Here is a 20,765-nt window from a genome sequence, read left to right as displayed (position 1 = left end):
GGAGGGACTCCGTCAGCATCGGGTCAGCCGTTGTGGGCCCGTAGTACGGCCGTTGCGCGACCGTAGTACGGCACGATAGCTGACGGGCCGTCAGATCAGCGCTACCGTGAAGGCCATGGAGACCTTCCCGAAGATCATCTCGGTGGACGACCACACCGTGGAGCCCCCGCACGTCTGGCGGGACCGGCTCCCGTCCCGTTTCCACGGCACCGGACCCCGTGTCGTCCGCGCGCCCCTCAAGGAAATGACCTTCCTCGGCGGCAAGTTCGCCCCGGTCATGGGTGCGAAGGGCGACGAAGGACCCATCGGCGACTGGTGGGTCTACGAGGACCTGCACCGGCCCCTCACCCGGCTCGACACCGCCGTCGGCTACGACCGCGACGAGATACGGCTCGAGGTCATCACGTACGAGCAGATGCGCCCCGGCTCCCACTCCGTGCCCGAACGGCTCGCCGACATGGACGTCAACCACGTCCAGTCCGCGCTCTGCTTCCCCACCTTCCCCCGCTTCTGCGGGCAGACCTTCACCGAGGCGGGCGACCGCGAGCTCGGGCTGCTCTGCGTCCGCGCGTACAACGACTGGATGGTCGAGGAGTGGTGCGGCCCCGAGGCCCACGGGCGGCTCATCCCGCTCACGCTCATCCCGCTCTGGGACCCGGAGCTCGCCGCCGCCGAGGTGCGCCGCAACGCCGCGCGCGGGGTCCGGGCCGTCGCCTTCTCCGAGATCCCGCCGCACCTCGGGCTCCCCTCCGTCCACACGGACCACTGGGACCCCTTCTTCCGTGCCTGCGACGAGACCGGCACGGTCATCGCCATGCACATCGGCTCCTCCAGCCGGATGCCGTCCACCTCCGCCGACGCCCCGCCGGCCGTGGGCTCGACCATCACGTTCGCGAACTGCTGCTTCTCGATGGTCGACTGGCTGATGAGCGGCAAGTTCGAGCGCTTCCCGAACCTGAGGATCATGTACGCGGAGGGGCAGATCGGCTGGATCCCGTACATCCTGGAGCGCGCCGACGTCGTCTGGGAGGAGAACCGGGGCTGGGGCGGAGTCGCCGAGAAGGTGCTGCGCCCGCCCTCCGAGCTCTTCGCCGGGCACGTCTTCGGCTGCTTCTTCGACGACGCCTTCGGGCTCCGCAACCTTGACGCGATCGGGGCGGGGAACGTCCTGTACGAGACCGACTACCCGCACTCGGACTCCACCTGGCCCGAGTCGCGCGAGGTGGGCGAGGCGCAGATGGGGCACCTCGCCCCCGACGTCGTGGAACGGATCGTCCGCGGGAACGCCATCGAGCTGCTCGGCCTGACGCCGGAGGGTCTCTGGCGGCCCTGAAGGTCCCGGGCGGCACCGCGATCCCCGGGTCCGTCCGGCCCCGGGGATCGGCCCTGCCCGCGCCCGCGTGTCGTGGTCCAGACCGTCGGTCACCCCGTTGGTCGAATAAGGCTGCCCTGTGATGGCCTCATGTCGTGAAATGCGCACTAATAGTAGTCAAGTGTGCGTTTCTTGCACATCACAAGACAGCCATGGTGGACGCCCCAGGGATGTTCACGAACGGAGCTGACATGACCCCCGACCTCCCGCACATCTATCCCGCGGACAAAGACATAGAACCGACCACAGAGCCCGCTCCGGGTCCGGGCCACCAGTCGGCTGTCTCTCCGTCCGCGTACCCCTCCCCGTCCCCGTACCCGTCACCCTCGTCCGCGCCCCCGCCCCCGCCTCCCCCCTTCCCCCCGACACTCGACGCGCCCCCCTTCCCCGAGCGGCCGCCCATGGCCCCCGCCGTACCGACCGCCCCGATCGTGACGGGGCTCCCGGCGGGCCCGGCGCAGGACGTCGACACCGCACGGGGGGAGAAGGCCGTGGCCGGCCCGGAGATGCCGAGCGATCCGGAGGCGGTGAGCGACCCGGAGCCGAAGGCCGTTCCGGAGGCGGTGACCGACCCGGAGCCGAAGGCCGTTCCGGAGGCGGTGAGCGATCCCGAGCCGCAGGCCGTCCCGGAGGTCCAGAGCGATCCCTCTGAGGTACCGGCCCCGGACCCGGCCTCGGCCCAGGGCCCTGACCAGGCCCAGGACGCGGACCCCGCCCAGGACGCTTCCGGTGACGAGGCGGTCCACACGCTCCTGCGGACCGCCGCGACCGAGCGTCCCGTCGAGGAGGTCGCCGCGCTCGTGGCCCGCCTCCAGCAGACCGGCGAACTCTCCAGCCCCGCCGATGTGGCGCTCCGCGCCGCCGCCGTCACGCGCCCCCTCGGGGAGGTGCGCCAACTGCTCGCGCTCCTGAACGCGTCCGGTTACGACCTCCACCAGGCCGAGACCACGCTGCGCGCCGCGGCGGTGGGCCGGCCGATCGAGGACGTGGTCCAGCTCGTGGGCATCCTCGGCGCCGACAGCAGCGACTGGCAGCCCACCCCCGGCGGGGACGCCACCGCGGCCAAGGGCGAACCCGGCCAGGACGACGCACGGGCCGACGGAACCACCCCCGTCGTCACCGTCCCGAAGCGTTCCCGGGGGGCCAAGCAGCGGAAGTCGGCCCTGGACGGCGCCCTCGCCACCGGGCCCGGCAGCCACAGCGCCTCTCCCGCGCTGCGCTCGGCACTGCGCTGGCCCGCGGCGCTCGCCCTGTTCACCTGCGGCCTCCTCCATCTGCCGACGGACCTCTCGGGCCTGCGCTCGGGCGGTGACGCGGAGACGATGTCCGTGGTCGTCACCGTGCTCTGCCTGGTGTGCGCCGCATGGCTCGCCGCCCGGGACACGCTGATCGTCTGGGCCGCCGCCGCGGGTCTTGCCGTCGTCGTCATCGCGCTCCACGGAGTCGCGAGCGCCCGTACCGTCGACCTGCTGGGCGGCAGTCTCGGCACCACCTTCGCCTGGGCGAAGGCGTTGGCGCTGCTGAGCGCCGTGGTCATCGTCTGCCTGGCAGGCTCGGCCGTGGTGCGCCATGCCAGGGCTGTCGACGCGCCGGACAGCACCTGACGTACGGGCGTACCGCATACCGGCGTACGCACGCGATTCCCCGCTCGGGCAGCCACCCCGCTGCCCGAGCGGACGCGCGTCCGGCCCCGCCCACCCGACCCCGTACGCCCGCAGCCGAACAACCCCGACAAGCCCCCACCCCTTGTCTGATGAGCCGTCAGGTACGAGCATGGGCCCGCTCGCGTAAATGACGGTCCGTCAGGTCTGGTCCCGGTCGGTCCGGGGCGCAAGGGGGTTTCCCATGGTGGTCTACGGGATGCAGCTTCCCGTCCAGTCGCAGTCCGCCCTCTACGCGGAGGCCTGGGAGGCGGCGGCCGGGCCGGCGGATCTGCTCGCCGTCGCACGGGCCGCCGACGCGCACGGTTTCGACTACCTCGCGAGCTGCGACCACGTCGCCATCCCGCGCCGGCTCGCCGCGGCCATGAGCACCGTCTGGTACGACCCGGTCGCCACCCTCTCCTTCCTCGCCGCCGCCACCGAGCGGGTCCGGCTCCTCTCGCACGTCGCCGTCGTCGGGCTGCGTCATCCGCTGGTCACCGCCAAGGCGTACGCGACGCTCGACCACCTCTCCGGCGGCCGGCTCGTCCTCGGGGTCGGGGCCGGGCACGTCCAGGAGGAGTTCGAGGCGCTCGGGGTGGACTTCGCGCGCCGGGGCGCGGTGCTCGACGAGACCGTGGACGCGCTGCGGGCGGCGCTCGGGCCGGAGGAGTTCCCCGAGCACCTGGGGGAGCGGTTCGCGTTCAAGGACCTCGGCCAGCTGCCGCGGCCCGCGCAGGAGCGGGTCCCGCTCTGGGTGGGCGGCTCGTCCCCGGCCGCCGTGCGCCGGGCCGCGCTCAAGGGGGACGGCTGGCTGCCGCAGGGCGATCCGCGCGACCGGCTCGCCGAGCAGATCCAGCGGCTGCTGCGGCTCCGCGCGGAGGCCGGCATCGAGGAGCCGATCACCGTGGGCGCAATCGTCGAACCGCTGTACGTCGGCACGCCCGCCTGGCAGACCGGCCGGCGCACCCTGAGCGGCCGCCCGGAGGAGATCGCCGCCTCCCTGCGCGCGTACGGGGAGATGGGCGTGCACCAGATCCAGGTGCGGTTCCGTTCCCGGAGCCGTACCGAACTCGTCGACCAGATGGCGGCCTTCGGCACGGAGGTCGCCCCCCGTCTGAACTGAGGAGCGTGGCAGTCATGGGCAAGCTGGAGGGGCGGGTCGTCCTCGTCACCGGCGCGGCGCGCGGGCAGGGCGAGCAGGAGGCGCGGCTGTTCGCCGCCGAGGGGGCGAAGGTGGTCCTCGGGGACGTCCTCGACGGCCCCGGCGAGGCGCTGGCCAAGGAGCTGGGGGCCTTGTACGTCCACCTCGACGTGACCAGCGAGGAGGAGTGGGCGGCGGCCGTGACGACGGCCAAGGAGCGGTTCGGGAAGGTCGACGGGCTCGTCAACAACGCCGGCATCCTCCGCTTCAACGAGCTGCTCTCCACCCCCCTTGAGGAGTTCCGGGCGATCGTCTCCGTCAACCAGACCGGCTGCTTCCTGGGCATCCGGGCGGTCGCGCCCGAGATCGCGGCGGCCGGCGGCGGGACGATCGTCAACACCGCCTCGTACACGGGGCTCACCGGGATGGCCGGGGTCGGCGCCTACGCGGCCTCCAAGCACGCCGTCCTCGGGCTCACCCGGGTCGCCGCCCTGGAGCTGGCCGCGCGGGGGATCCGGGTGAACGCGGTCTGTCCGGGGGCGATCGACACCCCCATGAGCAACCCGGAGGGGGTGGACCCGGCGGCGACGGCCGAGCTGTACCGGAAGCTCGTGCCGCTCGGGCGGATCGGGCGCCCGGACGAGGTGGCGGCCCTCGCGCTCTTCCTGACCGGGGACGACTCGGCGTACATCACGGGCCAGCCGTTCGTGATCGACGGCGGCTGGCTGGCGGGAGTCAGTCTCTTCTGACGGTCCGTCAGCTATTGACGAGCCCACCCCGCGGTGCGACAGTCGGGCACATCGAGAATCTGACGGTCAGTCAGAAATGCTGGTGACGACGAGGACGGTGAACCCCCTTGGAATTCGGGATCTTCGTACAGGGATACGTCGGCAAGCGCGCCGAGACCGATCCCGAAGCCGAGCACAAGGCGCTCATGGAGGAGACCGAGTACGTCATCCAGGCGGACAGGTCCGGCTTCAAGTACGCCTGGGCCTCGGAGCACCACTTCCTGGAGGAGTACTCGCACCTCTCCGCCAGCGACGTCTACCTGGGCTATCTCGCCCACGCCACCGACCGGATCCACCTCGGCTCCGGCATCTTCAACCCCCTCGCGCCCGTCAACCACCCCGTGAAGGTCGCCGAGAAGGTCGCCATGCTCGACCACCTCTCCGGCGGACGCTTCGAGTTCGGCTCGGGCCGGGGCGCGGGCTCCCACGAGATCCTCGGGTTCATGCCGGGCATCACCGACATGAACCACACCAAGGAGCTGTGGGAGGAGACGATCGCCGAGTTCCCCAAGATGTGGCTCCAGGACGAGTACGTCGGCTTCCAGGGCAAGCACTGGTCGCTGCCGCCCCGCAAGGTCCTCCCCAAGCCGTACGGGAAGTCCCACCCCGCCATGTGGTACGCGGCCGGGTCCCCCTCCTCGTACGCCATGGCCGGCAGGAAGGGGCTCGGCGTCCTCGGCTTCAGCGTGCAGAAGGTCTCCGACATGGAGTGGGTCGTCGAGTCCTACAAGACCGCGATCAAGGAGGCCAGGGCGATCGGCGACTTCGTCAACGACAACGTCATGGTGACGTCGACGGCGATCTGCGCCGAGACGCACGACAAGGCGGTCGAGATCGCGGTCGGCGGCGGCCTCAACTATCTGCAGTCGCTGCTCTTCCGCTACCACGACACGTTCCCCCGGCCCGAGGGGATCCCCGAGTGGCCCGAGCTGCTGCCCGAGTACTCGGCCGAGATCATCGAACTCCTCATCCAGGAGGAGCTGATGATCTGCGGCGACCCCTCGGAGGTGCTCGCGCAGTGCAAGCGGTGGGAGCAGGCGGGGGCGGACCAGCTGTCCTTCGGGCTGCCGATCGGGATCTCGTACGAGGACACGATGAACTCGATCCGGCTGATCGGGGAGCACGTGATCCCGAAGATCGACACGGACCCGATCCACCGGACGACCCGCTTCCGGCGGGGCGCCGGGTCCTGACGGGCGCGCCGCTCGCGTCGGCCGCCCGTGCCACGGCCCGCTGCCCGTGTGGGCAGCCGCCCGCGCGGACGCCCGCTGCCGTGTGGGCGATTGGCCCGTTGGGGCGTACACCCTGCCCACCCCCGTGTGGGCGGCCGCCCGGGCCACCGTCCACCCCCGTGTGGGCAATCGTCCCGCTGGGCGGGACGGGTGGGCACACGGGACGGCGCCCTTCGGCGGGCGCCTCCGCCCCTTGTGCCTGGACCCGCACCGCACAACGGGGTGCGGGTTCAGGCGCGGAAGCCTAGGCCCGGCAGGGGGCGCCGTCCGTTGTGCCCACCCGTTCCGCCCCAGCGGAACGAATGCCCACAACGGGGGTGGGCGACGTCCCAGCGGGGCGGCCGGCCACAACGGGGCTGGGCAACGGGCGGGGTGGGCGCCGTCCACGCGGGGCGACCGGCCACAACGGGCGCCGCTCGCCACGGCCCCCGGCCGCCGCCATGAGCGCGGGGTGGTGTCTTCCCGGACCGCCGCCCCGTACCGGCCCCGGCCGGAGGCCGTTCCGCGGCGGCCCCGGTCCGGGGCACACCCGCGTCACCACACAGACCCGCACCCCCCAAAGAGACCCGCGCAGAAAGGGACCGTCATGCTCGACCACCTCATCACGCGCGCCACCGTCGTGGACGGCACCGGCGAGCCCGCCTTCGTCGCCGACGTCGGCATACGCGACGGCCGGATCGCGTTCGTCGCCGAGCCCGGTGCCGTGCGGGAGGAGGCACGGAGTACCGGGGACGCCACCGGGCTCGTCCTCGCGCCCGGCTTCGTCGATCCGCACACCCACTACGACGCCCAGCTGTTCTGGGACCCGTACGCCACCCCCTCCATGAACCACGGCGTCACCACCGTCGCCGGCGGCAACTGCGGTTTCACGCTCGCGCCGCTCCACCCGGAGCGGCCCGAGGACGCCGACTACACGCGCCGCATGATGTCCAAGGTGGAGGGCATGGCCCTGAAGGCACTGGAGGAGGGCGTCGACTGGAGCTGGTCGTCCTTCGGCGAGTACCTCGACGCCCTGGAGGGGCGGATCGCCGTCAACGCCGGTTTCATGGTGGGGCATTGCGCCCTGCGCCGGTACGTGATGGGCGCCGACGCCGTCGGCGGGCAGCCCACGCCCGGGCAACTGGAGCAGATGGTCGCGCTGCTCAAGGAGGCCATGGCGGCCGGGGCCTGGGGGCTCTCCACCACCCAGTCGTCCACGCACTCCGACGGCGACGGCGCCCCCGTCGCCTCCCGGCACGCGACGCCCGCCGAGCTCCTCGCCCTCTCCGCGGCCGTCGGCGAGCACGAGGGCACCCAGATCGAGGCGATCCTGGCCGGCTGCCTCGACCAGTTCTCCGACGAGGAGATCGAGCTGTTCGTCGGGATGACCGCCGCCGCGGGGCGCCCGCTCAACTGGAACGTCCTCACCATCGACGCCGCCGTCCCCGAACGCGTCCCGCGCCAGCTCACCGCCTCCGCGCGGGCCCGCGCGGCCGGCGGCCGGATCGTCGCCCTCACCATGCCGATCCTCACCCCCATGAACATGTCGCTCGGCACGTTCTGCGCCCTCAACCTCATCCCGGGGTGGGGCGAGATCCTCGCCCTCCCCGTCCCCGAGCGGATCGCGAAGCTCCGCGACCCGGAGGTGCGGGCCGGGATGCTGCGGCGCGCCGACTCCCGGGAGGCCGGGGTGTTCCGGCGGCTCGCCCACTTCGGGCGGTACGTCATCGGGGACACGTACGCGAAGGAGAACGAGGGGCTCACCGGGCGCGTCGTCGGCGACATCGCCGCCGAGCGCGGCCAGGACCCCTTCCAGTGCCTCGTCGAGATCTGCGCCGTCGACGACCTGAGGACCGTCCTGTGGCCGATGCCCAGCGACAACGACGCGGCGTCCTGGGCGCTGCGCCGGGAGACCTGGGAGCACGAGGACGTCCTGCTCGGCGGTTCCGACGCGGGCGCCCACCTGGACCGGATGTGCGGAGCCCCGTACACGACCCGCTTCCTCGGCGACTGCCTGCGCGGCCGGAAGCTGGTGCCCCTGGAGCGGGCCGTGAAGATGCTGACCGACGACCCGGCCCGGCTCTTCGGGCTCCGCGAGCGCGGCCGGATCGCCGAGGGCTTCCACGCCGACCTGGTCCTCTTCGACCCGGAGCGGATCGACGCGGGCCCCGCGACCCTCGTGCACGACCTGCCGGGCGCCAGTCCCCGGCTCGACTCGCGCGCGGTCGGGATCGTGTCGGTGCGGGTCAACGGGGTCGAGACCGTGCGGGACGACCGGGTGACCGGCGCGGTCCCCGGGCGCGTGCTGCGCTCGGGCCGTGACACGAGGACGGTGAGCACGCGATGAGGACCGAGCGGCTTTTCATCGGCGGCGAGTGGGTCGAGCCCGACGGCGGCCACTACGAGGTGGTGAACCCGGCCACCGAGGAGGTCGTCGGCCTCGCGCCGGAGGCGAGCAGACGGCAGGTGTACGAGGCCGCCGCCGCGGCCCGGGAGGCCTTCGGCCCCTGGTCCCGTACGAGGCCGGAGGAGCGGGCGGCGATCCTCGACCGGGCCGCCGACCTCATCGCCAGGGACGCCGGGGCGCACACGCTCCTCGCCCGCGCCGAGACGGGCGCGACGACCGCCACCGCGCGCGGGATGCAGGTCGCCGTCGGCGCGGCCCGCTTCCGGCGGTACGCGCGGGGCGCGATGGAACCGGTCGAGCAGGCGCTGCCCCCGCAGATCAACGAGGCGGGTCCGATGGGGAGGGCCGGGGTGTTCGGCGCGGTCGCGGTGCGGCGCCCGGTCGGCGTGGTCACCTGCATCACCTCGTACAACAACCCCTGGGCCAACCCGGCGGGCAAGATCGCCCCGGCGCTCGCGATGGGCAACACGGTCCTCGTGAAGCCCGCCCCGCAGGACCCGCTCTCCGTGTACGCGATGACCCGGGCCCTCGAGGAGGCCGGGGTCCCGGCGGGTGTCGTGAACGTGGTCACCGGGTCCGGTGCGGACGCGGGCGAGGCGGCCGTGGACTCCCCGGACGTCGACATGGTGTCGTTCACCGGCTCCACCGCGGTCGGGCAGGCGATCGGCGAGGTCTGCGGCCGGCAGCTCAAGCGGCAGCTGATGGAGCTGGGCGGCAAGGGCGCGGCGCTCGTCCTCGACGACGCGGACCTGGAGTCGGCGGTCATGGGGATCGGGACGACGTTCGCCTTCTACAGCGGCCAGATCTGTACGGCCCCGACCCGGGTGCTCGCCCAGCGCGGGATCTACGAGCGTCTGGTCGAGAAGCTCACCGGATATCTGGCCTTCATGAAGGTGGGGGACCCGGCGGAGCGGGGCACGGTCGTCGGTCCGGTGATCTCGGCGGCCCACCGCGACCGGGTGGAGTCGTACGTCGAGCTCGGGCGGAAGGAGGGGGCGCGGGTGGTGGCGGGCGGCGAGCGCCCCGGCTTCGCCAGGGGTTTCTACGTGGCTCCGGCGCTGCTCGCCGACTGCACGAACGAGATGCGGGTGGTGCGGGAGGAGATCTTCGGTCCGGTCGTCGTGGTCGTCCCCTTCGACGACGAGGAGGAGGGGATCGCGCTCGCCAACGACAGCGACTACGGGCTCATCGACTACGTGTGGTCGGGCGATGTGGCCCGCGCCTTCCGGATCGCGGCCCGGCTGCGGGCCGGCGGGGTGGGGGTGAACACGATCGGACGGAACATGGAGGCGCCGTTCGGCGGATTCAAGAGGAGCGGGGTCGGACGGGACGTGGGCTCGTACGCGCTGCACGCGTACAGCGAGCTGCAGGCCGTTGTCTGGCCGGGGTGACGCAGGGCCGGACCTGTGGCTGAAAAATTCCTTCGGAAAATTTGAAAACGGACATTTCGGGCTTGGCTGCGGTTCCCGCATACCGGACACGGGCCGACCGACCTACCAGTTGGTCGGCCCCTCGCGGTCGTCGATCTTTCAATCATTGGCGGCTGTCCCTGTTGCGCCTCGTAAAGCAAGGCAGAAGATCGGCGAGTCTTGCGGAGTCAAGACCTCCGGATGTGGAAACCGCAGCATTTAACGTCCTGTTCATGACTCAGGTGGAAGCACGGCCCCAGGCCGGAGACAAGGTAAGGGGCGTCAACGCCCCGGGCGGCACCGACGGTGTGCGCGAGAAGGGCCTCGGCGGCAACTCCGTCGGGCTGATGGGCGGCGCCGTCATCGGCATCTCGACGGTCGCCCCCGTCTACTGTCTGACCTCCACGCTCGGCCCCACGGTCGGCGAGGTCGGGCTCCAGATGCCCGCGGTCTTCCTCGCGGGCTTCCTGCCGATGCTGCTCGTCGCGTTCGCCTACCGCGAGCTGAACCGGGCCCTCCCCGACTGCGGCACCTCCTTCACCTGGTCCGTGAAGGCCTTCGGTCCGAAGATCGGCTGGATGTGCGGCTGGGGCCTGCTGGTCGCCACCATCGTCGTCCTCTCCAACCTCGCCGGCGTCGCCACCTCCTTCTTCTGGCTCACGGCGGGCGAGGTCACCGGCAGCGGGAGCATCGCCGCCCTGGACGACAACAAAGCCGTCCACATCCTCACCACGCTGGCCTTCATCGGCATCGCGACGGCGATCAGCTACCGCGGCATCACCGCCACCAAGTGGGTTCAGTACGCCCTCGTCGGCCTGCAGCTCACCGTCATCGTGATCTTCGCCTTCCTGGCGATCGGCAAGGCCGACACCGCCGCCGGATCGCTCGACTTCTCCCTGACCTGGCTGAACCCCTTCGGCGTCGAGTCCTTCTCCGCCTTCACCGCGGGTCTCTCCCTGTCGATCTTCATCTACTGGGGCTGGGACGCCTGCCTGTCCATCAACGAGGAGAGCACCGGCAGCGCCCGCACCCCCGGCCGCTCCGCCTTCCTCGCCATGGTCGTCATCGTCGCCTCCTACCTGCTGGTCGCCATCGCCGTGCAGATGTACGCGGGCATCGGCGAAGAGGGCACCGGCCTCGGCAACCCGGAGACCTCCGACAACGTCTTCGCGGTCCTCGCCGGCCCGGTCATGGGCCCCGGCCTCGGCATCCTGCTCTTCGTCGCCGTCCTCGCCTCGGCCGCCGCCAGCCTCCAGACCACGTTCATCCCGGTCGCCCGCACCGCGCTCGCCATGAGCACGTACGAGGCGCTGCCGGCGTCCTTCGCCCGGATGAACCCGCGCTTCAAGACGCCGGGCCGGGCCACCGTGTGGGCGGGCGTAGCCACCGGAGTGTTCTACGCGGTGATGAGCCTGGTCAGCGAGAACGTCCTCGTCGACACCATCTACGCGCTCGGCCTGATGATCTGCTTCTACTACTCGATCACGGCCTTCGCCTGCGTCTGGTTCTTCCGCAAGGAGCTGACCGGGTCCTTCCGCAACCTGATGGTCAAGGGCGTCCTCCCCGGCATCGGCGGCCTCATGCTGACCGCCGTCTTCGGCAAGACGCTCTACGACATGTGGGACCCGGCCTACGGCTCCGGCTCCTCGGTCCTCGGGATGGGCTCGGTCTTCGTGATCGGCGTCGGGCTGCTGCTCCTCGGCGTGGTGATCATGCTGGTCATGCAGCGCAGGAGCCCCGCCTTCTTCCGCGGTGAGGTCCTCACGAAGGAGACGCCGTCGCTGGTGGTCGCCGACTGACCTGTCAGTGCGCCGAATCCTGAGTCATCCGAGAAACGCGAAGGTGGCGGGCCCGTGGGGGGTCCCGCCACCTTCGTCTTTTTCCCGCTTCCCCGGGCGTACCGGCTCAGCGCCCGACCGACCCCGTCGCCGCTCGCCCGGGGCCCTACGCCTCCGCGATGAGGGCCGTCGCGACCGTACGGAAGCCGAGTCGGCCGTACAGCCGGGCCACGTCCGCGTCCGTCGCCGACAGGAACACGAGCTCCGCCCCGTGCGCGCGGGCGTCGGCGACCAGGGCCGCCGTCACCGCGAGGCCCAGGCCCCGGCGCCTCGCCGCCGGGACGGTGCCGACGCCGACGACCTCGGAGACCGGCCCGACCGGCTGGTGCTGGCCGGCGGCGAGGGCCTGCCCCGTACCGTCGAGGGCCGCCGCGAGCCGGGTCCACCCCGCCTCGATCCTGGCGCCGACGCGTGCCGCGGTGCCCGGTTCGGGGGCGACGCCGAACGCGGCGTGCGGGGCGGCGGTGGCGCTCTCCAGGGCGGAGTCGTCCGCGCCGACCATCCGTACGGTGACGCCCTCCGGCTCCGGTACGGCGGCCCCGTCCCCCTCCAGGACCATCAGCGGGTGCTCGTGGACGGTGAGCCCGCTCGCCTCCACGGCGGCCCGCAGCCCCGGGGTCGTCTCCGCGACCCACTCGAAGGCCTCGGGCACACCCAGCTCCCGCTGCCGGGCCCGGACCTCCTCCACGGCCTCGACCGGGATCTCACCGGCGGCCCCCAGGGCCGGCCGCGCGTAGTAGGGCCACCCCTCCCCCTCTCGTACGAAGAGGGTCAGCGGCCCGAACTCCTCCGCACGGGCGGAGGACCGGGGTACGGCGTCGTAGTACGTCTCGATTCGTTTCAGCACCGGGCCACGGTAGGCGCGGGGGCGGGGCGGCGCAGGCGGATTTCCGGGGGCCCGCCCCGGGAACCGCGCGGCGCCGCCGCCGTACCCCTCGGAAATCCGCACCGCACCCCCTACCGTGCCGCTATGCGGATCTCGACCACGATCTTCCTGACCGACGAGACCATCACCCCCGTGCGGCTCGCGCGCGAGCTCGAGCAGCGGGGCTTCGCCGGGCTCTACCTCCCCGAACACACCCACATCCCCGTCGAGCGGACCACGCCCTACCCGGCGGGCGGCGAGCTGCCCCGGGAGTACGGGCGCACCCTGGACCCCTTCGTGGCGCTCGGGCAGGCCGCCGCCGTCACCGAACGGCTCGGGCTCGGCACCGGCATCACCCTGCTCGCCCAGCACGACCCGATCGCCCTCGCCAAGCAGATCGCCACCCTCGACCACCTCTCCGGCGGCCGTTTCACCCTCGGCGTCGGCTACGGCTGGAACCGCGAGGAGGCCGCCGACCACGGCGTCGACTGGTCCGCCCGCCGGGAGCTCACCCACGACCGGCTGAACCTGATGCGGGCCCTGTGGGCACCGGAACCGACGGCGTACACGGGCGCGTTCGGCGACTTGGTACGCGCGTCGGAGGCCTGGCCCAAGCCCGCCGGCGGCGCGCCCCGCGTCCTCCTGGGCGGCGCGGCGGGCCCGAAGCTCTTCGCGCGGATCGCCGCGGGGACCGACGGCTGGATGCCGATCGGCGGCCGGGGCCTCGCGGAGTCGCTCCCGGTCCTGCGGGAGGTGTGGGAGGGGGCCGGCCGCGACTCGAAGGCCCTCCAGGTCGTCCCGTACGCGGTCCGCCCGAACCCGGGAAAGCTCGCCCGCTACGAGGAACTGGGCTGCGAGGAGGTGGTCCTCCAGCTGCCGCCGGGGGGTGAGCGGGAGGTGCTGGGAGTTGTGGACGAGTTCGCCCGGTATCTGTAGAGCTCCACCCTCTCTCATGGAAGTTCTGTTAGAGTCGCCGGCATGGGTGAATCGATGTACGACGCCGGTGAGGGACCCACGCACACCAAGTCCGTGTCCTTTCACGTCGGCACCACGGAGGCGGTGAATGCCCGCGTCGGTTCCCGCGGCTTCTCCGCGTACGTGGAGCATGCCGTCCAGCGTCAGATCGAGCGGGACAATCTCGCCGAACTGGTGGCGGCGAACGAGGAGATCCACGGCCCGCTGACCTCCGAGGAGATCGAGGCGGCCCGCGCGGAGCTGCGCGAGGCGCGGCGCCGCGCGTCCCAGCCGGGCGACGCTGCGGAGAAGGCCGCGTGAGCGGCACTCTCGTACTCGACTCCGAAGGGCTCTCCCGGTACCTGCGCGGTGACCGCACCATGACGGCGCGCCTGGAGGCGGCGCGCCTGGACGACATGCGGGTCGTCGTCAGTGCGGTCACGATCGTCGAGGCCGACCCGAAGGGTGCGCACCGGGCGCGGGTCTCCTGGGCCCTCTCCCGGCTGACCGTCGAGCCGGTCACCAAGGAGATCGCGGCGGCGGCCGTCGGTCTTCTGGCCGACGTCGACAGCAGCGGCGGCCACAAGTACGCGCTGGATGCCATCGTGGCCGCGACCGCCCGTGCCGCCCAGCCGCCGGTCGTCGTGCTGACCTCCGACAGGGAGGACCTCGAACGGCTCCGCGGGCCGAACGTCTCCGTACTCAAGGTCTGAAAGCGCCTCCTGTCCCTTCCGGAGACACTCGTATGCTCGGTCCATGACGGATCACCAGGACGCACGGCCCACCGCGAACGCCATGCGCCGCGCCCTCAAGCGGGCCAGGGACGGGGTGGCGCTCGATGTCGGTGAGGCCGCCGTGCTGTTGCGGGCGCGGGGGGACGACCTGACGGACCTGGTCGCGTCTGCCGGGCGGGTGCGGGACGCCGGGCTCGACGCGGCCGGGCGGCCCGGGGTCATCACGTACTCGAAGAGCGTGTTCATACCGCTCACCCGGCTCTGCCGCGACAAGTGCCACTACTGCACCTTCGTCACCGTCCCCGGCAAGCTGCGCCGGGACGGGCACGGGATGTTCATGTCGCCGGACGAGGTGCTCGACGTCGCACGGCGCGGGGCCGCCATGGGCTGCAAGGAAGCCCTCATCACCCTGGGCGACAAGCCGGAGGACCGGTGGCCCGAGGCCCGCGAGTGGCTCGACGCGCACGGGTACGACGACACCATCGCGTACGTGCGGGCCATGGCGATCCGCATCCTGGAGGAGACCGGCCTCCTCCCGCACCTCAACCCCGGCGTGCTGTCGTGGACCGACTTCCAGCGCCTCAAGCCGGTCGCCCCGTCCATGGGCATGATGCTGGAGACGACCGCGACCCGGCTCTGGTCGGAGCCCGGCGGCCCCCACTACGGGTCCCCCGACAAGGAACCGGCCGTCCGCCTCAGGGTCCTGGAGGACGCGGGACGTTCCTCCGTCCCGTTCACGTCAGGGCTGCTCCTCGGTATCGGGGAGACCCTGGAGGAGCGGGCCGAGTCCCTGTTCGCGCTGCGGCGGGTGGCGAGGGCGTACCACTCGATCCAGGAGCTGATCATCCAGAACTTCCGCGCCAAGCCCGACACGGCCATGCGCGGAACGCCCGACGCCGAGCTCGACGACCTCGTCGCCACCGTCGCCGTCGCCCGGCTCATCATGGGGCCCTCCGCCTGCCTCCAGGCCCCGCCGAACCTCGTCGACTCCGCGTACGAGCGGCTCATCGCCGCCGGCATCGACGACTGGGGCGGGGTCTCGCCGCTCACCATCGACCACGTCAACCCCGAGCGGCCCTGGCCGGAGATCGAGGAGCTCGCCGCCCGTTCCGCCGTCGCCGGCTTCGAACTGCGCGAACGCCTCTGCGTCTACCCCGAGTTCGTCACCCGGGGAGAACCCTGGCTCGACCCCCGGCTCCTCCCGCACGTCCGCGCCCTCGCCGACCCCGGGACCGGCCTCGCGAACCCGGACGCGGAGGTGCGCGGCCTGCCCTGGCAGGAGCCCGACGAGGCGTTCACCGCCGTCGGACGCACCGATCTGCACCGCACCATCGACACCACGGGCCGCACCCACGACCGGCGTGACGACTTCGACGAGGTGTACGGCGACTGGGAGGCGCTGCGCGAGGCCGCCGCCCCCGGGATGGTCCCCGAGCGCATCGACACCGACGTCCGCGAGGCCCTCGCCGTCGCCGCCGACGACCCGACCCGCCTCACCGACCCGCAGGCGCTCGCGCTGCTGCACGCCGACGGGACCGCGCTCGACGCGCTGACCCGGATCGCGGACGACGTCCGCAGGGCGGCGGTCGGCGACGACGTCACCTACGTCGTCACACGGAACATCAACTTCACCAACGTCTGCTACACCGGCTGCCGTTTCTGCGCCTTCGCCCAGCGGCGCACGGACGCCGACGCGTACACCCTCTCCCTCGACCAGGTCGCGGACCGCGCCCAGCAGGCGTGGGACGTCGGCGCCGTCGAGGTCTGCATGCAGGGCGGCATCCACCCGGACCTGCCCGGCACCGCGTACTTCGACATCGCGCGCGCGGTGAAGGAGCGGGTCCCCGGCATGCACGTGCACGCCTTCTCGCCGATGGAGGTCGTCAACGGCGCCACCAGGACGGGTCTTTCGATCCGCGAGTGGCTGACGGCGGCGAAGGAGGCCGGGCTCGACTCGATCCCCGGCACGGCCGCCGAGATCCTCGACGACGAGGTCCGCTGGGTCCTCACCAAGGGCAAGCTGCCGACGGCGACGTGGATCGAGGTGATCACCACGGCGCACGAGCTGGGCATCCGGTCCTCGTCCACGATGATGTACGGGCACGTGGACCAGCCCCGGCACTGGCTCGGCCACTTCCGCACCCTCTCCCGCATCCAGCAGGAGACAGGGGGCTTCACCGAGTTCGTGACCCTCCCCTTCATCCACACCAACGCGCCCGTCTACCTGGCGGGCATCGCACGCCCCGGCCCGACCGCCCGCGACAACCGCGCGGTCATCGCGATGGCCCGCCTCCTCCTCCACCCGCACATCCCGAACATCCAGACCAGCTGGGTGAAGCTGGGCACGGACGGTGCCGCCGAGATGCTCCGCTCGGGCGCCAACGACCTGGGCGGCACCCTGATGGAGGAGACCATCTCCCGGATGGCCGGGTCGAGTTACGGCTCGTACCGCTCGATCCGCGACCTGGAGGCCATCGCGGAGGCGGCGGGCCGCCCGGCGAAGCCCCGGACGACCCTGTACGGCGAGGTCCCGGAGGAGCGCCGCCGCACGGCGGAGGCCTCCGACGGCCACCTCCCGGAGCTGCTGCCGGTCCTGCCCACGGAGTGAGGTGGAGGTCCGGCGCTCTTCGGTCAAAAGCGGCCTGAAGGGCGTCGGATCACATAACGTTCCGTCCCCCGAACGGACGTACCCGGTCGATTACAGTGCTGCGCAGACCGGTCTACGGGGGGAGGGCACGTCGTGGCCACGACAGCCGCGGCCGTGTGGGGCCGCGCCGAACAGCAGGACTTCCGGGCCCGCGTACGGGGCTGTCTGCTCGGCGGGGCCCTCGGCGACGCCCTGGGCGCGGGCGTCGACGAGCTCACCCTCGACGGGATCCGCGACGCCCACGGACCTGACGGACTCACCGAGCACGTCCCCGCGTTCGGCCGCAGGGGCGCCGTCACCGCCGCCACCCAGATGGGCCTCTTCACCGTCGACGGCCTCATCCGCGCCCAGGTCCGCCGCGACACCGGCGCCTGGCACCCGCCCACCGACGTCCACCGGGCGCATCTGCGCTGGGCCGCCACCCAGCGCGACTGGGGCCCCGACGAACGCCGCAAGGACAATGGCTGGCTCGCCCGCGAGGAGTGGCTCTACGCCCGCCGCAACCCGCCCCGCGCCTGCCTCACCGGCCTCGGCGACGAGCGCATCGGCACCCTCGACAAGCCCAAGAACCCCACCGCCGACGACTCCGGCGCGCTCGTCCGCTCCTCCCCCTTCGGGCTGCTCGTCGGCTGGGAGCCCCAGCTCGTCTGCCAGCTCGCCGTCGAATGCGCGGCCCAGACCCACGGCGCCCCCACCGCGACCCTCGCCGCCGGCGCCTTCGCGGTCACCGTCCACGGCCTGGCGCGCGGCGGCTCCCCGGAGGCGGCCGTCGACCGGGCCCTGGAACAGCTGGCGGCCCGCCCCGGCCACGAGCCGGTCACCGAGGCACTCGGCCGCGCCCTCGGAGCCGTACGGGAAGGAGCGCCGGACCCGGAGCGGGTGACCGCCCTCGGCGCGGACGCCGACCGGGCCGAGGGACAGCTGGCGGCGGCCGTCTACTGCGCCCTCGTCGGCGAGGACGTACGGCACGGGCTACGGCTCGCGGTCAACCACGACGGGCCCTCGGCGGTGACGGGCGCGCTCACCGGCGCGCTGCTCGGCGCCCTGCACGGCGAGACGGCCCTCCCGCCGGCCTGGCTGGCCGAGCTTGAGGGCCGTGCGACGGTCCTGGAACTCGCGGACGACTTCTCGATGGAGATGACCCAGGGCGCCGCCCTGCACACCCCCGCCGAGTCCTCACCGGGCTGGCTGGCCCGTTATCCGAGGGGCTGATCCGAGCGGTCGCTTCCGGCCTGGGCCGGGATCGCGGCTCCTCCGGCCGGGCTGCCGTCGTCCGAGTGGAGCTTGTCGAGGACCGCGTCCCGCTCCGGGGTGTCCTCCGGCCTGATGAAGCCGATGAGGACGTACAGGATCAGGGAGGTGGCGAGCGGCGAGACGATCTGGATCTGCAGCTCGATGCCGTCGAGGCCGTAGTTGGTCAGCCAGAAGGCGAAGAGGCCGGCCGCCCACGAGACGAGCGCCGCCGTCGGACCGGACTTCCGGAAGCTCCGCAGCAGGCCGAGCATGAACGGGATCGCGATCGGTCCCATGAGTCCGGCGACCCACTTGATGACGACGGTGATGATGTCCTTGAAGGTGGGGGAGTTGATCTGCGTCGCGACCGCCATGGACAGGCCGAGGAAGGCGACGGTCGACCAGCGGGCGGCCAGCAGCCCCGCCCGCTGCGACCAGGTGCGGGCCGACCTGCTCAGGACGGGCGCGATGTCGCGGGTGAAGACGGCCGCGATGGCGTTGGCGTCGGAGGAGCACATGGCCATGGTGTGCGAGAAGAAGCCGACGATGACCAGGCCGAGCAGACCGTGCGGCAGCAGCTGTTCGGTCATCAGGGCGTACGAGTCGGAGGCGTCGGGCTTCTCGGGGGTGACGAGGAGCGGCGCGACCCACATGGGGAAGAAGAGGACCAGCGGCCAGACGAACCAGAGGACGGCGGAGAGCCGGCCGGAGCGGGTCGCCTCGCGGGCGTTGGGGGTGGCCATGTAGCGCTGGGCCTGGTTCCACATGCCGCCGCTGTACTCGAAGGTCTTGATGAAGAGGTACGCGAGCAGGAACGTCAGCGTGTACGGGCCGGCGGTCGGCGCGGTGTGCCCCTGGAGCTCGGGCCGGTCCCAGACCGTCCACAGGGCGCTGAAGCCGCCCAGCTTCGCGAGCACGGCGACGAGCATCGCGATGCCGGCGAAGAACTGGATGATGAACTGGCCGAGTTCGGTGAGCGCGTCGGCCCACAGGCCGCCGACCGTGCAGTAGATGCCGGTGATCACGCCGGTGATGAGGATGCCCTGGTTGAGGGAGATGCCGGTGAAGACGGAGAGCAGGGTGGCGATGGCCGCCCACTTGGCGCCGACGTCGACGATCTTGAGCAGGACGCCGGACCAGGCGAGCGCCTGCTGTGTGGGCAGGTTGTAGCGGTTCTTCAGGTACTCAAGCGGGGACGCCACGTGGAGCCGCGACCGGAGCCGGTTGAGGCGGGGCGCGAAGAGGTGCGCGCCGATGGCGATGCCGATCGCGATGGGGAAGGACCAGGTGACGTAGGACGTGACGCCGTAGGTGTAGGCGATGCCGGCGTACCCGGTGAACATCACGGCGCTGTAGCCCGACATGTGGTGCGAGATGCCGGAGAGCCACCAGGGCATCTTGCCTCCGGCGGTGAAGAAGTCGGAGACGTCGTCCACGCGCTTGTGGGACCAGACGCCGATCGCGACCATCACGCCGAAGTAGCCGATGAGCACGGCCCAGTCGAGACTGTTCATGGAGCCCCCTCCAGGGGTCTGGTCCGCCTTGTGAACGCCGTTCATGGTGTGGCGTGCGGCAAGGCGGGGACAATGCAATGGAGGGTCAAGGGAGAGTAAAATCGTTCTGTTCACTGACTCTCGTTCATGTCCATGAACTGGTGCTGTTGCTTCGCGGAGCGCTCCCGAGCCGGGTCAGCGCATCAGCTCACCCGCGTTGACCAGCAAGGACTGTCCCGTGATCGCCCGCGCCCGGTCCGAGGCGAGGAAGGCCACCGCCTCCGCCACGTCCCCGTCGGTCGCGAGCTCCGGAAGCGCCATCCGCTCCGTCAGCCGGCCGAGCACCTCCGCCTCCGGCACCCCTTCGGCGTCCGCCGCGAACCGGACGTACGCCTGCACCGGCGGCCCCCACATCCACCCGGGCAGCACGGTGTTGACCCGGATCCGGTGCGGCCCGAGCTCGTGCGCGAGCGAGTACATCGCGGAGGTGAGCGCCCCCTTCGACGCCGCGTACGCCGCCTGCCGCACCTGCGAGGGCGCGGCCACCGCCGACTGCGTACCGATCAGGACCACCGAACCGCCGTGCTCCTTGAGCGCGGGAAGGCAGGCCCGGGTCATCCGCAGCGTGCCGAGCAGATTGACGTCGAGGACGGCCTGCCAGATCGCGAAGTCGGCGTCCTCGAGACCGCCGAAGTGGGAGTCCAGGGCGGCCACGTGGACCACCGCGTCGAGCCCGCCGAAGCGCTCGACGGCGAGCGCGGCGAGGGCCTCGCACTGCTCCTCGTCGGTGATGTCGGTGACCCGGTACGCGGTACGGCGCCCCTCCGGGTCGATCGCGGCCGCGGACGTGGCGAGATTGCCCCCGGTCCGCGCGCCGAGCACCGCGTTGCCCCCGTCCCGCACCACGGTCTCCGCGACACGGTGGCCGAGCCCGGCGCCGACACCCGACACGACGACCGTCTTCCCCCGGAGCGGCATCCGAACCCCTCTCGACCCTGGCAAAGCATCTGACGGTCCGTCAGAGTAGGTC

At 72.1% G+C, this 20,765-nt stretch carries 16 protein-coding genes; 13 read left to right on the top strand and 3 right to left on the bottom strand.

Annotation, left to right across the window (positions count from 1 at the left end; all coding sequences use genetic code 11):
* Nucleotides 1–115 precede the first annotated feature (115 nt).
* From ACZ4VK_RS25270 to ACZ4VK_RS25235, 8 genes are all read left to right on the top strand, one after another.
* On the top strand, nucleotides 116–1,333 hold the full coding sequence (locus tag ACZ4VK_RS25270; protein ID WP_468356094.1) for an amidohydrolase family protein: 1,218 nt from the start codon (nucleotides 116–118) through the stop codon (nucleotides 1,331–1,333).
* A gap of 440 nt (nucleotides 1,334–1,773) precedes the next feature.
* Nucleotides 1,774–2,976 (top strand): hypothetical protein, encoded by a 1,203-nt coding sequence (locus ACZ4VK_RS25265; RefSeq protein WP_468356091.1) that lies wholly within the window; start codon nucleotides 1,774–1,776, stop codon nucleotides 2,974–2,976.
* Nucleotides 2,977–3,217: 241 nt separating this feature from the next.
* Nucleotides 3,218–4,138 (top strand): LLM class F420-dependent oxidoreductase, encoded by a 921-nt coding sequence (locus ACZ4VK_RS25260; RefSeq protein ID WP_468356088.1) that lies wholly within the window; start codon nucleotides 3,218–3,220, stop codon nucleotides 4,136–4,138.
* A 14-nt stretch (nucleotides 4,139–4,152) separates the two neighbouring features.
* Nucleotides 4,153–4,905, top strand: a complete 753-nt coding sequence (locus ACZ4VK_RS25255; protein ID WP_468356085.1) for an SDR family NAD(P)-dependent oxidoreductase — start codon at nucleotides 4,153–4,155, stop codon at nucleotides 4,903–4,905.
* Between the two features lie 107 nt (nucleotides 4,906–5,012).
* Nucleotides 5,013–6,137 (top strand): LLM class flavin-dependent oxidoreductase, encoded by a 1,125-nt coding sequence (locus tag ACZ4VK_RS25250; RefSeq protein ID WP_468356082.1) that lies wholly within the window; start codon nucleotides 5,013–5,015, stop codon nucleotides 6,135–6,137.
* Between the two features lie 625 nt (nucleotides 6,138–6,762).
* Complete coding sequence (locus tag ACZ4VK_RS25245; protein WP_468356079.1) at nucleotides 6,763–8,502, top strand: N-acyl-D-amino-acid deacylase family protein; 1,740 nt, start codon at nucleotides 6,763–6,765, stop codon at nucleotides 8,500–8,502.
* Complete coding sequence (locus ACZ4VK_RS25240) at nucleotides 8,499–9,953, top strand: aldehyde dehydrogenase family protein (protein ID WP_468356076.1); 1,455 nt, start codon at nucleotides 8,499–8,501, stop codon at nucleotides 9,951–9,953. The genes ACZ4VK_RS25245 and ACZ4VK_RS25240 overlap by 4 nt, the downstream gene beginning before the upstream one ends.
* Nucleotides 9,954–10,204: 251 nt before the next feature.
* Nucleotides 10,205–11,770, top strand: a complete 1,566-nt coding sequence (locus tag ACZ4VK_RS25235; RefSeq protein ID WP_468356073.1) for an APC family permease — start codon at nucleotides 10,205–10,207, stop codon at nucleotides 11,768–11,770.
* Nucleotides 11,771–11,915: 145 nt separating this feature from the next.
* On the opposite strand, the gene ACZ4VK_RS25230 is transcribed toward ACZ4VK_RS25235, so the two are convergent.
* Nucleotides 11,916–12,656 carry a GNAT family N-acetyltransferase gene (locus ACZ4VK_RS25230; RefSeq protein WP_468356070.1) on the bottom strand — a complete coding sequence of 247 codons (741 nt, stop codon included), beginning with the start codon at nucleotides 12,654–12,656 and terminating at the stop codon, nucleotides 11,916–11,918.
* A gap of 123 nt (nucleotides 12,657–12,779) precedes the next feature.
* On the opposite strand from ACZ4VK_RS25230, the gene ACZ4VK_RS25225 reads away from it, so the two are divergent.
* From ACZ4VK_RS25225 to ACZ4VK_RS25205, 5 genes are all read left to right on the top strand, one after another.
* Nucleotides 12,780–13,610: an LLM class F420-dependent oxidoreductase gene (locus tag ACZ4VK_RS25225; protein ID WP_468356067.1), complete on the top strand. Its 831-nt coding sequence runs from the start codon at nucleotides 12,780–12,782 to the stop codon at nucleotides 13,608–13,610.
* A gap of 42 nt (nucleotides 13,611–13,652) precedes the next feature.
* Nucleotides 13,653–13,949 (top strand): hypothetical protein, encoded by a 297-nt coding sequence (locus tag ACZ4VK_RS25220; protein ID WP_468356064.1) that lies wholly within the window; start codon nucleotides 13,653–13,655, stop codon nucleotides 13,947–13,949.
* Complete coding sequence (locus ACZ4VK_RS25215; RefSeq protein WP_468356061.1) at nucleotides 13,946–14,341, top strand: PIN domain-containing protein; 396 nt, start codon at nucleotides 13,946–13,948, stop codon at nucleotides 14,339–14,341. Before ACZ4VK_RS25220 ends, ACZ4VK_RS25215 begins: the two co-directional genes overlap by 4 nt.
* A gap of 43 nt (nucleotides 14,342–14,384) precedes the next feature.
* The gene (locus tag ACZ4VK_RS25210; protein ID WP_468356058.1) at nucleotides 14,385–16,970 is read left to right on the top strand and encodes a bifunctional FO biosynthesis protein CofGH; all 2,586 of its coding nucleotides are present in this window, start codon (nucleotides 14,385–14,387) and stop codon (nucleotides 16,968–16,970) included.
* Nucleotides 16,971–17,102: 132 nt separating this feature from the next.
* Nucleotides 17,103–18,221 carry an ADP-ribosylglycohydrolase family protein gene (locus ACZ4VK_RS25205; RefSeq protein WP_468356055.1) on the top strand — a complete coding sequence of 373 codons (1,119 nt, stop codon included), beginning with the start codon at nucleotides 17,103–17,105 and terminating at the stop codon, nucleotides 18,219–18,221.
* Here the strand turns inward: ACZ4VK_RS25205 and ACZ4VK_RS25200 are convergent.
* Together ACZ4VK_RS25200 and ACZ4VK_RS25195 are read right to left on the bottom strand one after the other, a co-directional pair.
* Nucleotides 18,206–19,756 (bottom strand): sodium:solute symporter family protein, encoded by a 1,551-nt coding sequence (locus tag ACZ4VK_RS25200; RefSeq protein ID WP_468356052.1) that lies wholly within the window; start codon nucleotides 19,754–19,756, stop codon nucleotides 18,206–18,208. The two genes, ACZ4VK_RS25205 and ACZ4VK_RS25200, sit on opposite strands and share 16 nt — an antisense overlap.
* Nucleotides 19,757–19,930: 174 nt before the next feature.
* Nucleotides 19,931–20,713, bottom strand: coding sequence for an SDR family oxidoreductase (locus ACZ4VK_RS25195; protein ID WP_468356049.1), 783 nt, complete (start codon nucleotides 20,711–20,713; stop codon nucleotides 19,931–19,933).
* Nucleotides 20,714–20,765: the final 52 nt, after the last annotated feature.

The sequence above is a fragment of the Streptomyces sp. NPDC028711 genome (assembly GCF_055565415.1).
Note: the sequence above shows the minus strand (reverse complement) of the source record. Positions and strands in the feature narration are given on the sequence as shown.

Excerpts from the sequence above, each read along its gene's own strand:
- ACZ4VK_RS25220 (WP_468356064.1), top strand. The coding sequence starts at position 13,653 with ATGGGTGAATCGATGTACGACGCCGGTGAGGGACCCACGCACACCAAG.
- ACZ4VK_RS25200 (WP_468356052.1), bottom strand. The coding sequence starts at position 19,756 with ATGAACAGTCTCGACTGGGCCGTGCTCATCGGCTACTTCGGCGTGATG.
- ACZ4VK_RS25245 (WP_468356079.1), top strand. The coding sequence starts at position 6,763 with ATGCTCGACCACCTCATCACGCGCGCCACCGTCGTGGACGGCACCGGC.
- ACZ4VK_RS25225 (WP_468356067.1), top strand. The coding sequence starts at position 12,780 with ATGCGGATCTCGACCACGATCTTCCTGACCGACGAGACCATCACCCCC.
- ACZ4VK_RS25265 (WP_468356091.1), top strand. The coding sequence starts at position 1,774 with ATGGCCCCCGCCGTACCGACCGCCCCGATCGTGACGGGGCTCCCGGCG.
- ACZ4VK_RS25255 (WP_468356085.1), top strand. The coding sequence starts at position 4,153 with ATGGGCAAGCTGGAGGGGCGGGTCGTCCTCGTCACCGGCGCGGCGCGC.
- ACZ4VK_RS25235 (WP_468356073.1), top strand. The coding sequence starts at position 10,205 with ATGACTCAGGTGGAAGCACGGCCCCAGGCCGGAGACAAGGTAAGGGGC.
- ACZ4VK_RS25210 (WP_468356058.1), top strand. The coding sequence starts at position 14,385 with ATGACGGATCACCAGGACGCACGGCCCACCGCGAACGCCATGCGCCGC.
- ACZ4VK_RS25240 (WP_468356076.1), top strand. The coding sequence starts at position 8,499 with ATGAGGACCGAGCGGCTTTTCATCGGCGGCGAGTGGGTCGAGCCCGAC.
- ACZ4VK_RS25270 (WP_468356094.1), top strand. The coding sequence starts at position 116 with ATGGAGACCTTCCCGAAGATCATCTCGGTGGACGACCACACCGTGGAG.
- ACZ4VK_RS25260 (WP_468356088.1), top strand. The coding sequence starts at position 3,218 with ATGGTGGTCTACGGGATGCAGCTTCCCGTCCAGTCGCAGTCCGCCCTC.
- ACZ4VK_RS25195 (WP_468356049.1), bottom strand. The coding sequence starts at position 20,713 with ATGCCGCTCCGGGGGAAGACGGTCGTCGTGTCGGGTGTCGGCGCCGGG.